The organism is Streptomyces sp. NPDC006733 (assembly GCF_040636125.1).
GTDB lineage: Bacteria > Actinomycetota > Actinomycetes > Streptomycetales > Streptomycetaceae > Actinacidiphila.
Genome location: NZ_JBEYJD010000037.1, coordinates 79,114 through 90,427, shown reverse-complemented (window position 1 = coordinate 90,427; position 11,314 = coordinate 79,114). Strand labels below are relative to the sequence as shown.

Sequence of the window (11,314 nt, the reverse complement as noted above, 5' to 3'; positions counted from 1 at the left end):
CTGCCGACGGCGTACTGGCACGAGCTGGCGTACGCGGTCTCGACCGGCGCCGCGCCCCCACCGCCGCGCCGCCATCCCGTTCAGTCGAAGGCGGAGAAGAAGCCTTCCTCCCGTTTCTTGTGCGAGGCCCGCACATCGCTCCAGTCCAAGGCCTCGTTGGCCCGGCGCTGTACCTGCTGGGCCGCCTGGCGTGCCTCTGCCGGCACGTCCCCCCGCTCGCGCACCAGGCGTTCGTAGATGGGCTGCTGCGCGGCCGTCTCAGAGTTGCTCATAACGCCTGATCCTCCCCGCAGCCCGGTGCCCTGTCAGACCGTGTTCGCACAAAGGTCCACGGTGTGTTCCAGATCATGAACGAACCGCCGCACAAGGGACGTCCGGTGACAGATGCCGGGACCCGGCCGTAGCACCGGGAACCTCTCCACCGTTCGCGTGTCACATTCCTCCGCCGCCCGGTGTCCTAGCAGCAGAGCCACCAGCTCAGCTGCACGCCGGACCCCCGGTTGGAGGACACACATGAAGAGGTTGCTCGCGGCACTCTCCCCGGACAGGCTCGCGCGGCGGTGGTCGCGGCGCGCGCCGGCGGACCCCTGGTCGACGCTGTTCGGGCAGATCGCCGCCTACACGTTCGTCGTCCTGGTCGTCTCGGGCATCCTGCTGGCCGTGTTCTACCGGCCGGACATGGCGCGCAGCGCCTACGACGGCCCCTACCGCCCGCTCAAGGGCGTGCTCGTCAGCGGGGCCTACGCCTCGACCGTCCGCCTCAGCCTCGAAGTGCGCGGCGGCCTGCTGCTGCGGCAGGTGCACCACTGGGCGACGCTGATCTTCGTCGCCGCGATCTGTCTGAAGCTGGTCCGGATGTTCTTCACCGGCGCTTTCCGCAGGCCCCGCCTGCCGCTGTGGCTGATCTGGGTCGTGCTGCTGGTGCTGGGCATGGCGACCGGGCTGACCGGCACGATCCTGCCGGACGACATGCTGTCGGGCGGCAGCCTCGGGCTCATCCAGGGCGTGCTCCAGTCGATCCCGCTGGTCGGAACACGCCTGACGTTCTGGCTGTTCGACGGCGACTTCCCGGGCGACGCGATCGTGCCGCGCTTCTACTGGCTGCACACGGTCGTACTGCCTGTCGCGATCGTCGGCCTGTTCGTCCTGCGGCACCGGCTCGTGCGGCGGCACGGCCGCCCCCGGCTGCCGTCGGCTCCCCGCCACCCGCACTGGCTGCGGGCGCTCCCGGCGACCGCCGGGCCGGCGCTGTTCTTCGGTACCTGCGGGGTGCTGGTGCTGCTCGGGGCGCTCGCCCAGATCAACCCGGTCTGGCTGCTGGGGCCCTACCGGCCCGGAGAGATCACGGCCGGGGCGGTTCCCGACTGGTACATGGGGTTCCTGGACGGTGCGGTACGGCTCATGCCGGGCTGGGAGTTCGAGGTGGCGGGCCGCACGCTCGCCGTCGCGGTGCTGGTGCCCGCGCTGGTCATCCCCGGTGCGTTCTTCACGTTCCTGGCGGCGTACCCGCTGATCGAACGCCGGCTGACCGCTGACACGGAACTGCACGACGAGCTGGACCGCCCCCGCGACGCGGCGACCCGTACGGGGGTCGGTGCCGGCGCCCTGGCGTTCTACGGGCTGCTGTGGGCCGCGGCCGCCAACGACCAGATCGCCGTCCGCTTCCACCTGTCGGTCAACGACGTCACCGACTTCTTCCGGGCGGCGGTGGTGGCCGGACCGGTGCTGGCGTTCGTCCTCACCCGCTGGCTCTGCCTCGGACTGCTGGAGCGGGCGAGCCACGAGGCCGTCCACGGGCGCGAGACCGGGCGGATCGTCAAGACCCCGCAGGGCGGCTTCATCGAGATCACCGAGCCCGTCCGGGCCACGCGCACCCCCGCGGCCGTCGAGGCGCCCGGTGCGGGCGGCGCCCGCACCCGCCCGGAGGTCACGTCCTCGGGGTGACGTCCCGGGCGGCGAGGACGACGGCGCGGGGCGGGATGTGCAGGGCATCGGGCGGCAGGTCCGGGCGGGCGGCCAGCTCGCCGGTCACCGCCCGCCAGGCCGACAGCAGCGCCGCCGCCCGCGGGCGGTCCGCGGTGCAGGGCGTCCGCACCCGCAGCCGGCCCGACGGGGGCGGCTCCTGCGAGCAGTGGAAGGTGCCGGCGGCCGGGAAGAACCAGGACCGCAGCAGCCATCCCGGGGGCGGCTGCCGCGGCGCGGTGTGATCGAAGACGAAGGCCAACCGGGCCTCCGGGTGCACCGGTTGGCGGTTGTCGCGGGTGGGGTCTGGCGTCCGGAGAACGGGGTCGAGACGCCCGGGGGTGGCGATCTCCGCCAGTTCGGTGACCGGGACCTCCCAGCGGAGCATCATCGCCCGCCAGGCCCGGTAGCCGTGCGCGGTCCGACCCGCCGGAGCCCCTTCGCGGGCGGGCCGGTCGTCATGGGCGGCGGGGCGCGGGTGGCCTGCCTTCTCCTCGGCCGCCGCGGCGATGTCCGCGAGCAGCTCCCCGGCCCGGGAGGCGTGCGGCGAGTCGTGCGCGCAGCGCAGCCACAGCTGCGGCCCGTCCCAGGCGCCGGCCACCTCGGCGGTAACCCCCGCGTGCCGCAGTATCTGGCCGTGCCGCCCCTCCGGCCAGGGCCAGGGCCCGGGCCGCGGGTCGTCGCCGGTCAGGACGCGGCTCACACCGCGCCGCACGTCGTCCGCCCCCAGGTACGGGGCGAGGGCGCACAGCCTCAGCAGATCCCCTCCGCGCGGTGGGCCCTGGCTCATGCCGGTTCGGCGCGACCGGTGCCGGCCGCTTCGTGGAACGTGGAGCGCACGCCGTTGTCGTCCAGGAACCTCAGCCAGCGGCCGGCCTCCTCGGGGCCCTCCGCCGCGCGGTTGAGGCCTGCGGGCAGAGCCCCGTCCAGGATGCGGGTGACACCGAAGGCGAGCGGCAGGGACACGCAGCGGGCCATCGCGCTGTGGGTGCCGTCGCCGGTCAGGTCCAGCACGTACGCGCCCTGCCAGGACGCTCCGTCCGCGCGCCGTACGTCCAGCGCGACGGAGAGCACGACGCGGTCCCGGTCGGCTTCGGTCGTCGGGTAGCGCTCGGCCAACTCCTGGGCCAGGGCGCGGATCCTGGCCTCGTCGCCGGTGCGCACGGTCTCGAAGACCGGCTTCCAGGCCGTGCTCCACCCCGCGTTGCGCAAGGTGCCCCGTACGAAGGAGGTCAGGTGCCAGCCGTCCGGTATCCCGTACTGCGCGACGAACGGCAGGCTGTCGCGGTTGGGGTAGACCTCGAACTGCTCACCGCCGAGGTGGTGCGGCCGCGTCGCCTCCCAGGGGTGGGCGCTGGAGCGTTCCGCGCCGTCGTCGATGTACCGCGAGGGCGCGTTCAGGGCGGCGAGGACGCCGTAGGGCGCCCAGCTGAAGCGGTAGCGGAAGTCGTTGGGCTCCGCGGGCAGGCCGCCGCAGAACGACGTGAAGCGGACCGAGCCGGCACGGTCCCCGACGGCGTCCCTGGCGCGCTGGACGAGCCGGTGGGCCAGGAGGTGGTCGATGCCGGGGTCCAGGCCCGCCTCGGTCAGCACGACGGCACCCGCGTGCGCGGCATCGGCGGCCAGCTCCGCGACGGGCTCCGACACGTAGCTGGTGCAGGCGAAGTGGGCGCCCCGGTCGACGCACAGGCGCAGCAGACCGGCGTGTTCGGTGGCGGGCAGCATGGACACCACGACGTCCCCCGCGCGCACTTCGGCGGCGAGCGCCCCGTCCTCCAGCGCCCGGACACCGGCCCGGCCGGTCAGCTCCAACCGCGCCAGCAGCCCGGCGGCGCGCTCCGCGGTGCGGCCCCACAGCAGCACCCGTTCGGCCCGGTCGCACAGCAGGCCGAGCCCGGCGGCGCCGGTCGACAGGCCGGTGCCGATCCAGTGCACAGTGCCGCTCGCGGGCGCCGCCGAGGTGGCCGGGCCGCCGGTCGTCTCATCGCGCATGTTCGGTCTCCTTGGATGCCGTACGGACCGCCGCGGCGAAGCTGTCCCGGCAACGGGCCCACGCCGGGGCGGCGTCGCCCTGCGACATCAGGCGCAGCAACTGCGGCAGCAGGTCGGCCGAGAACGCGCGGCTGGCCTCTTCCGGCAGCAGCGAGGGCAGGTTGTCGATGGCGATCAGGTCGACCGGAGGGTTGCCGTCGCGCAGCCGGCGGACCGGCCGGTCCCAGTCGGTGATCTCGTCGTAGACCGGCAGGAGGTTGCACTCCGAGGTGACGTCGCAGGTGACGTCGCAGATGGTCGACAGCCGGCGGTCAGGACCGGGCGTGCCCAGGTCGGCGGAGGTCAGGAAGGGCGGCAACGGCCTTGTGGTCAGGACCGTGTTGACCAGCAGGTCGTGCGCGAGCAGCGCCGCACGGTCGAGGTCGGCGGTCTCGGCCAGGTCCCACCGCGTCGGCGGCAGCCCGGCCGCCTCCAGCGCGTCGCAGGCGCCCTGGCCGCAGCGGCCCAGCGCGCCGATCACCACAGCGCGCGGCGCAGCCTCGCCCGGCCCGCGGTGGGCCGTCGTGGCGTGCAGCGCGGTGTCCAACGCCTGCCGGGTGAGCGGGACGAGCGGCCGGTCCAGCCGTCCGGTCGCGTGGAGCACGGCGAGGGCGGCGCCGACGTAGCCGGCCCAGTACCCGAACGCGGCGAGCCGGCGGCCGTTGCCGTCGACGAGGTACTCCAGGTCCAGCAGCGTCCCGCCCCCGGCGGAGAACCGTGCCAGCAGCGCCTCAGCGCCGTGCTGGCCCTTGTACGCGTGGCCGAAGTAGATGTGCCGGTGCCGTAAGCGGATCGGCCGCGGCGGGAGTTCCTTCAGTCCGATGACGAAGGCGTCGCGCGGGGCGCCCTCCCAACTGCCGCCGGCCACGATCCTGCACCCCGCGTCCGCGTACCGGGCCAGGGGGAAGACGCGCTGCGGGGATTCCTCCACCGTCACCCGGATGCCGCTGCGCACCAGCCGCGCGGCGTCCTCGGGGACGATCGGCGCGCGGCACTCCCCGGGACGGGACTCCTGCCGCATCCACAACTGCGCTGTGTCAGGCATGGGAGACCCTTCCTCTCGCACGACGGTCCCCATCCTGGGTGCCGTGCGTCGGATCCCCCTCGCGGGAGGCTCGCGCCGCGGTCAGGCGGAGGTCGGGGTCTCCAGTTCGCGCTTGAGGTTGCGCAAGGTGGTGTCGATGTTGCGGACCTGGAACGCGGCGAAGGTCTTGCCGCCGGTGGCGATCCGGTCGAAGGCGTTGGCCACGAAGGCGGGCCACGATCGGCGGTCGTCCGTCCAGGTCTCCGTCACCTTGGTGCCGGTGCCCGACTTCTCCAGGCGGTACTCCCACGAGGCGATGGGGGCGGACAGGCGGGGACGGCGCAGCCCGATCGCGTGCACGCGGAAGGCGAAGCGGCGGCCGGGATCGGAGGCGGTCACGGTGCAGCGCGTGGTCCAGCGGAACGGCCCGCGCTTGTTGTGGCCGTTGAAGACGAGGCCGACGGGGGCGGACTCGTCCTGGCCGGTGAGGGTCGCACCGAGGTTCTCGGGGCTCCACCGCCCCATTTGGGCGGGGCGGCTGACCTGTTCGTACACGGTCGTCGCGGCGGCCTCGATCAGGATGCTGCGGGACACGGTGAACGTGCGGGCCATGGGGACTCCATTCGTCGAGCCCCGACCCTACTCGCCAGTAGCGACGCTGTCACCAGCGCCGGGAGGCGGCGAACGCGGCGATGTCGGCGACGACGCGTTCCGGCTGTTCCCAGTGGACGGCGTGGCCCGCGCCCTCGTAGGTGAGCAGGCGGGCGCCGTGGACGGCGTCCAGGATGGCCTGCTGGTCGTTGCGGGGGAGGAGATCGTCCTGGTCGCCCCGGATGACGAGGGTCGGCACCAGGATGCCGGCCAGGGTCGCGCGGAGATCGGCGTCGAGCAGCCCGCGCAGGGTCTGCTGCCAGACGCGGGCGGGGACCTTGAGCCGCTCGTCGGCCATGGTCTTGAGGAGGCCCGGGGCGATGGGGCGGCCCGCGATGCCCGTCATGAGGCCCTCCACGACCGCGCGGGGCACCGGGTCGGACAGGCCCTGCACGAGCTCGTCCAGTTCGGCCACCGCGGGCTTGTCCGCGAGGGTGGCGGGGACACCGACCAGGACCAGCCCCGAGATCCGGTCGGGATGGCTGCCCGCGACGATCCGCGCGGCGACCCCGCCGGTCGAGCACCCGACGAGAAGACACCGGTCGATCTTCGCCGCGTCGAGGAAGGCCACCAGATCGGCGGCGAAGTCCTCGGGTGTGTAGCCGTCCGGGGGACGGTCGGCGTCGCCGTGGCCGCGCTGGGTGGGCGCGTAACCGTGCAGGGACCCCGGCAGGCGCTGCAGCAGGGGTTCGAAGGACCACCAGGAGTCGGCGAGTCCGTGCACGAAGACCACCGGCGTGCCGCTGGGGTAGCCCGCCTCGGCGTAGGGCAGGGTGACGCCTTCCCGCACCGCGGCGGACTTCAGGGAGATCACGGTCACGGCGGCCCGCCTCCCTCCGCTCGACAGCCCCGGCTCGCGAACCGGAGCGGAAGGCGAGCGGCGATCACTTCCGACATTACCGACCCACGGCACGAGCCGCTCTGCGGCGGGAGCGCACACGATGGCGGTAGCCCTGCATGACGGGTCGACTCGGGTCGATGCGGACGCCCGGCCCTACCGAGTCAGGTCCGGTCAGGTCAGGTCAGGGTTTTTTGGGTGTGGGCCCATGCCTGGTCGCTCAGGAGGGGTCGCCACCGGGTGAGCAGGTTCAGCAGGCCCTCTCCCCACTCCGCGCGGAAGGCCGGGTCGATGCCGGCCAGGTCCAGTTCGTTCGCCGCGGTCAGTTCGGCGAACTCGCGACGCCGGCGTGGGGCCGGGGAGAAGGTGCGGCCGGTGAACCGGTCGCGGAACGTCCCGTTCTCACTCGCCAGCTCGCGGTAGGAGGCCTTCCGGTCGCAGCTGGCGTAGAGGTACACGAGCTCCTCCGCGTCCGTTCCGATGTGGCGGGCCAGCTGGTCCCGGGACTCCAGGGGGAGCAGGGACGGCGCGAAGCCGTCGGTGCCGTAGAAGGCGTGGCACAGGCCGGCCAGTCGCAGCTCACGGCCGGCGCCCCAGGCCTCCAGGAGGCGACTGACCCGCTGCAGGTGCGCCAGGAGCGTCCCGCCGGGGTGCTCCGTCTCCGCCGCCCCCAGTGTGCGCAGGAAGGCGACGGCACCGGCCATGGTGTCGTCGGGCGCTGCCTCGTCCATGGACGTCTCCCCCCAGGCGCCCTTCAGCGCTCCTCCGGGGGAAATCGTCGTCCGCGCCGCCGTGCGCGTCAATCCTCCGCTGCGCGATCCCGATCCCGATCCCGATCCCGATCCTGAGCCCCCGGACCGAACCGATCAGGAATCGAGAAGCACCGGCCACCGGGCCGGACCTAGCGTGAAGGCATGACTTCCCTCGAGAACATCACCCTTGACGTGGCCGACCCCACCGCCGCCGGCCGGTTCTACGCGGACGCCTTCGGCCTGGACAAGCAGGTGCGCCTGCGGGCCTCGGACGCCCCCACGGACGGCTTCCGCGGTTTCACCCTGTCGCTCACCGTCGCCCAGCCGTCCACCGTCAACAGCCTCATCGACTCCGCGCTCGAAGCCGGCGCCACCTCGCTGAAGCCGGTCACGAAGTCCCTCTGGGGGCACGGCGGCGTCGTCCAGGCCCCGGACGGGACGATCTGGAAGGTCGCGACCTCGGCGAAGAAGGACACCGGGCCGGCCACCCGGGAGATCGACGCCGTCGTGCTCCTGCTCGGGGTCGCGGACCTGGCCGCGAGCAAGCGGTTCTACGTCGACCGCGGCCTGGCCGTCGCGAAGAGCATTCCGCGCATGTACGTCGAGTTCGACACGCCGTCGAGCCCCGTCAAGCTGGGGCTGTACGGGCGCCGCGCCCTCGCCAAGGACGCCGGCGTCCCGGCCGACGGCACCGGCTCGCACCGGCTCGCGATCGGTACCGGTGGCGACTCCTTCACCGACCCGGACGGGTTCGTCTGGGAGGGCGCGTCGATGTGAGCCGGGCCGGGTGCCGCCCGGTGCGGACCGGTCAGGAATCGAGAAGCACCGCCCGCCGGGAGATCCGTTGAGACGCGTGCGGGTCGGCGGTCCGGCGGTGCCTAGACTCGCGCTGTGAACGACAGCACAGAGGGCCTGCGGATCAGACCGGGCGGTCCGGCCGACGCGCCCGCCATGTTGCAGATGCTCGACGCGGCGGTGGCCTGGATGAACGCCCGCGGCAACACCGAGCAGTGGGGTACGACGCCGTATTCGCAGAAGCCCGGCGGGGTGGAGCGGGTCGAGCGGTACACGACGCAGAACGACCCGTACATCGCCGAGTTGGCGGGAAGGCCCGTCGGGGCGCTGGTACTGGACTGCGGGCCCAGCCCGCAGCTGCCGATCGCGCCCGCTGCGGAACCCGAGCGGTACGTGAGGCTGCTGGTCTCCGACCGCCGCTGTGCGGGTCGGGGGATCGGCGCGCGGCTGCTGGACCACGCGGCCGAGGTGACCCGGCGGGCCGGGGTGGACCTGCTGCGGGTCGACTGCTGGGCGGGGGGAGGGGGCGGACTGGTCGCGTTCTACGAGCGCAACGGCTTCCGGCCCACCGAGCGGTTCCTGGTCGAGCGGTGGCCGGGGCAGGTGCTGGCCCGCAGGGTCGGCCGCAGCTGACGCCCGCTGGTCAGCGGGGGCGGGTGGCGGCGCAGTTGACGCAGGTGCTCGCCGCGGGGCGCACTTCCAGGCGCTCCGCGGGAATCGGCGCGCCGCACGTCTCGCAGCGTCCGTAGTCGCCCTGCTCCAGCCGGGCCAGCGCCCGGTCCAGGTCGGCCAGGTGCTCGCGGCTCTGCGCGAGCAGCGCGGCGACGTGGGCGCGCTCGAAAGCGGTGCTCGCCCCCTCCGGATCGTGCTCGTCGTCGACCGCGACCAGGGCGTTCGCCGCGACGATCCCGTCGAAGTCCCGGCTCAGCGCCGCGATCCGCCCGTCGGTGTCGGCGCGCTGGGCGGCGATCCGCGCACGAACCGACGCCTGCTCGGAGGGAGGAAAAGCACCATGGGGGGAGGATTCAGTCACAGGGGTGACAACGGCGGGCCGCGGACACGCATTCCCCGCCGGCCGGCCCCCGCCGGCTCCCGCGCGGGAGAAATTCGGAGGCGGACCTGGGCCGCCGCTGCGTAGGCTCGGCCCCATGGCGAGCTCAGAACTGCAGCGGATCCGGGCGTTCCTCTCGACCTTCGCCCGCCGCCAGGCCGAGCGCACGGTCGCCGTTCCGGGCGGTTTCGCCGCGCTCGACGACACGTTCGCGCTCTCCCGCGCGAACAACCATGTCGTCATCGACCAGGTGGCGATGGACCCCGAGGCGCTGCCCGCGGTCGCGGACGAGGTGCTGGGGCACCTGTCGCACCGCCTGATCTCCGTCTACGACGACGACTTCGGGACGGCCTGCGCGGAGCCTTTGATCCGGGCGGGATACACCCACTCCGCCGACCTGATCATGCTGCACACCGGCCCGCTGCCGTCCGGTGGCCGCGCGGAGGTGGTGGATCTGGACGCGATGCGCGTGCCGCTCACCCGGCGCTGGAAGGACTTCCTGCCGGACGTGGACGACGAGGTGATCCGCGCCCTGGTCGACCGGCGCGACACCCGCCGCCGCGGCGCCGAGATCGTGCAGTTCATCGGTGCCCGCGCCGAGGACGGCGAGGTCGCCTCGTGGGCCGATCTGTACGCGGATCCGGCATCGGGCATCGCCCAGATCGAGGATCTGGTCACCTCGGAGAGGCATCTCGGGCAGGGGCACGCCAACGAGGTCCTGGCCACCGCCCTCAGCCGGGCGGGCGCGGCGGAGTGCGGCACGCGGTTCCTGATCGCCGACTCGGCGGACTGGCCCCGTCACTGGTACGAGCGCCACGGCTTCACGCCCATCGGCCACTCGCACCTGTTCGAACGCGCCTGAGGGGCGGGGCGGCCGGTGGGCGGCCGGTCCACGCGGTACGACCGCGGCTGCGGGCAGCCGCCGGGGTCCGGCCGGGGCCGAGTCGAGAGCCCGAGCCGGTCCGGCCCTCACGCCGAGACGGCCTCGCCCCCCTCGCCGGACATCTCCGCGCAGGCCGTGACCAGGTCGTCCAGCGACAGCTCCAGCGCGTGGGCCAGGGCCGCCACGGTGAAGAAGGCCGGGGTCGGAGCCCGGCCGGTCTCGATCTTGCGCAGGGTCTCCGCGGAGACTCCGGCCGCCGCCGCGACCTCCACCATGCTGCGTTCGCCGCGGGCCTTGCGGAGCAGGGCTCCGAAGCATTCGCCGCGTTGCCGCTCCTGGGGACTCAAAGGAACTCTCACCATGTCTGCGATACTAATACCGGTATAAATATTGGGCAAGGGCGCATTCCTCCGCATCCCTCCTCCCGTAGGATCCGGCCATGAAGGTGCTGCTGACACGGGACAGCGTGGCGATGGGCGACGACACCGACGCCCCGCACCACCACACCGCGGACCTCCCGGCCGACCTACCGCTGCGCGCGGCCGTCGCCGCGATCACCGGCGGCGGATACCTCGCCCGGATCGCCGGGGGCCGGGCCACGTGGGTCCTGGCGACGGGCGGCGGCACGCCGATCGCGGTGACGGCGCAGCAATGGGGCGAACCCCGGCTGCTCGTCCCGGGCGAACCCGCGCTGGCCGCCTGCGCCGCGGCCACCCGCGCCGCGGACGGCGAGACCCTGGACGGCGACGTCGTGCGCTGGCACTTCCGCTACCTCGCGCAGGAGGACCCGGACGCGGTCCACGACCGGTTGCGCGCGGCGCGGACCTGACGGCGGCCGGGGATCCATGAGCGGGAGCGGCGGCCGGGACCGCCGGTGCCGGCGCGGAAGGCGGCCGGGGTCACCGCCCGCCGGAGGCCCGCCGTTCGAGGTTCTCCCGCAGTTCGGCCAACCGGTCGATCTCCGCGCGCAGGGCAGCGAGTCGGCGGCCGACGACTCCGGAGGCGGGGGAGTCGGGGTCGACGGAGCCGCATCGCGGGGGCGGGTCCTGGGTGAGCAGGTGCAGGCGGTCGGCGCAGCTGCGCAGGTCCTCGATCGTGAGGCCGAGGCCCAGCAGGTCGCGGATGACACGGACCCGCGCCACCTCGTCGGCCCCGTACTCGCGCTGACCGGACGCGGTGCGGACCGGCGGGGGGAGCAGTCCGCGCTGCTCGTAGAAGCGCAGGGCCCTGGGCGTGGTGCCGGCCGCCGCCGCCGCGTCACCGATGCGCATGCCGCTCCACCCTCGTCCCGTGTCCGACCCCGGACGTCGAACGCGGGTTGCGCCGG

The 11,314-nt window shown here is 73.7% G+C and carries 15 protein-coding genes; 5 read left to right on the top strand and 10 right to left on the bottom strand.

The window, feature by feature from the left end; translation table 11 throughout:
• Positions 1–80: 80 nt before the first annotated feature.
• The gene (locus tag ABZ721_RS29345) at positions 81–272 is read right to left on the bottom strand and encodes a hypothetical protein (RefSeq protein ID WP_358791759.1); all 192 of its coding nucleotides are present in this window, start codon (positions 270–272) and stop codon (positions 81–83) included.
• A 241-nt stretch (positions 273–513) separates the two neighbouring features.
• On the opposite strand from ABZ721_RS29345, the gene ABZ721_RS29340 reads away from it, so the two are divergent.
• Positions 514–1,944 carry a cytochrome b N-terminal domain-containing protein gene (locus ABZ721_RS29340; RefSeq protein ID WP_358791758.1) on the top strand — a complete coding sequence of 477 codons (1,431 nt, stop codon included), beginning with the start codon at positions 514–516 and terminating at the stop codon, positions 1,942–1,944.
• Here the strand turns inward: ABZ721_RS29340 and ABZ721_RS29335 are convergent.
• The 6 genes from ABZ721_RS29335 to ABZ721_RS29310 all read right to left on the bottom strand — a co-directional run bounded on the left by ABZ721_RS29335 (position 1,928) and on the right by ABZ721_RS29310 (position 7,210).
• Positions 1,928–2,752 (bottom strand): hypothetical protein, encoded by an 825-nt coding sequence (locus ABZ721_RS29335; protein ID WP_358791757.1) that lies wholly within the window; start codon positions 2,750–2,752, stop codon positions 1,928–1,930. The genes ABZ721_RS29340 and ABZ721_RS29335 overlap by 17 nt on opposite strands.
• Positions 2,749–3,954 carry a saccharopine dehydrogenase family protein gene (locus ABZ721_RS29330; protein ID WP_358791756.1) on the bottom strand — a complete coding sequence of 402 codons (1,206 nt, stop codon included), beginning with the start codon at positions 3,952–3,954 and terminating at the stop codon, positions 2,749–2,751. Before ABZ721_RS29330 ends, ABZ721_RS29335 begins: the two co-directional genes overlap by 4 nt.
• On the bottom strand, positions 3,944–5,038 hold the full coding sequence (locus ABZ721_RS29325) for a saccharopine dehydrogenase (protein WP_358791755.1): 1,095 nt from the start codon (positions 5,036–5,038) through the stop codon (positions 3,944–3,946). The genes ABZ721_RS29330 and ABZ721_RS29325 overlap by 11 nt, the downstream gene beginning before the upstream one ends.
• An 81-nt stretch (positions 5,039–5,119) precedes the next feature.
• Complete coding sequence (locus tag ABZ721_RS29320; protein WP_358791754.1) at positions 5,120–5,629, bottom strand: SRPBCC family protein; 510 nt, start codon at positions 5,627–5,629, stop codon at positions 5,120–5,122.
• Positions 5,630–5,678: 49 nt separating this feature from the next.
• The gene (locus tag ABZ721_RS29315; protein WP_358791753.1) at positions 5,679–6,488 is read right to left on the bottom strand and encodes an alpha/beta hydrolase; all 810 of its coding nucleotides are present in this window, start codon (positions 6,486–6,488) and stop codon (positions 5,679–5,681) included.
• 197 nt (positions 6,489–6,685) lie between these two features.
• Positions 6,686–7,210, bottom strand: coding sequence for a DUF6817 domain-containing protein (locus ABZ721_RS29310; protein ID WP_358791768.1), 525 nt, complete (start codon positions 7,208–7,210; stop codon positions 6,686–6,688).
• A 210-nt stretch (positions 7,211–7,420) separates the two neighbouring features.
• Here ABZ721_RS29310 and ABZ721_RS29305 point away from each other — a divergent pair, with 210 nt between their 5' ends.
• Together ABZ721_RS29305 and ABZ721_RS29300 are read left to right on the top strand one after the other, a co-directional pair.
• The gene (locus tag ABZ721_RS29305) at positions 7,421–8,035 is read left to right on the top strand and encodes a glyoxalase (RefSeq protein ID WP_358791752.1); all 615 of its coding nucleotides are present in this window, start codon (positions 7,421–7,423) and stop codon (positions 8,033–8,035) included.
• A 114-nt stretch (positions 8,036–8,149) separates the two neighbouring features.
• Positions 8,150–8,686, top strand: a complete 537-nt coding sequence (locus ABZ721_RS29300; protein WP_358791751.1) for a GNAT family N-acetyltransferase — start codon at positions 8,150–8,152, stop codon at positions 8,684–8,686.
• Positions 8,687–8,696: 10 nt separating this feature from the next.
• Here the strand turns inward: ABZ721_RS29300 and ABZ721_RS29295 are convergent, their stop codons facing one another.
• The gene (locus ABZ721_RS29295) at positions 8,697–9,086 is read right to left on the bottom strand and encodes a TraR/DksA C4-type zinc finger protein (protein ID WP_358791750.1); all 390 of its coding nucleotides are present in this window, start codon (positions 9,084–9,086) and stop codon (positions 8,697–8,699) included.
• A 115-nt stretch (positions 9,087–9,201) separates the two neighbouring features.
• Here ABZ721_RS29295 and ABZ721_RS29290 point away from each other — a divergent pair, with 115 nt between their 5' ends.
• Positions 9,202–9,966 (top strand): GNAT family N-acetyltransferase, encoded by a 765-nt coding sequence (locus tag ABZ721_RS29290; RefSeq protein ID WP_358791749.1) that lies wholly within the window; start codon positions 9,202–9,204, stop codon positions 9,964–9,966.
• A gap of 107 nt (positions 9,967–10,073) precedes the next feature.
• Here the strand turns inward: ABZ721_RS29290 and ABZ721_RS29285 are convergent, their stop codons facing one another.
• Positions 10,074–10,349, bottom strand: coding sequence for a helix-turn-helix transcriptional regulator (locus ABZ721_RS29285; protein WP_358791748.1), 276 nt, complete (start codon positions 10,347–10,349; stop codon positions 10,074–10,076).
• Between the two features lie 77 nt (positions 10,350–10,426).
• On the opposite strand from ABZ721_RS29285, the gene ABZ721_RS29280 reads away from it, so the two are divergent.
• On the top strand, positions 10,427–10,816 hold the full coding sequence (locus tag ABZ721_RS29280) for a hypothetical protein (RefSeq protein WP_358791747.1): 390 nt from the start codon (positions 10,427–10,429) through the stop codon (positions 10,814–10,816).
• A gap of 70 nt (positions 10,817–10,886) precedes the next feature.
• Here ABZ721_RS29280 and ABZ721_RS29275 read toward each other — a convergent pair whose 3' ends face one another.
• Positions 10,887–11,258, bottom strand: a complete 372-nt coding sequence (locus ABZ721_RS29275; protein ID WP_358791746.1) for a MerR family transcriptional regulator — start codon at positions 11,256–11,258, stop codon at positions 10,887–10,889.
• Positions 11,259–11,314 lie beyond the last annotated feature (56 nt).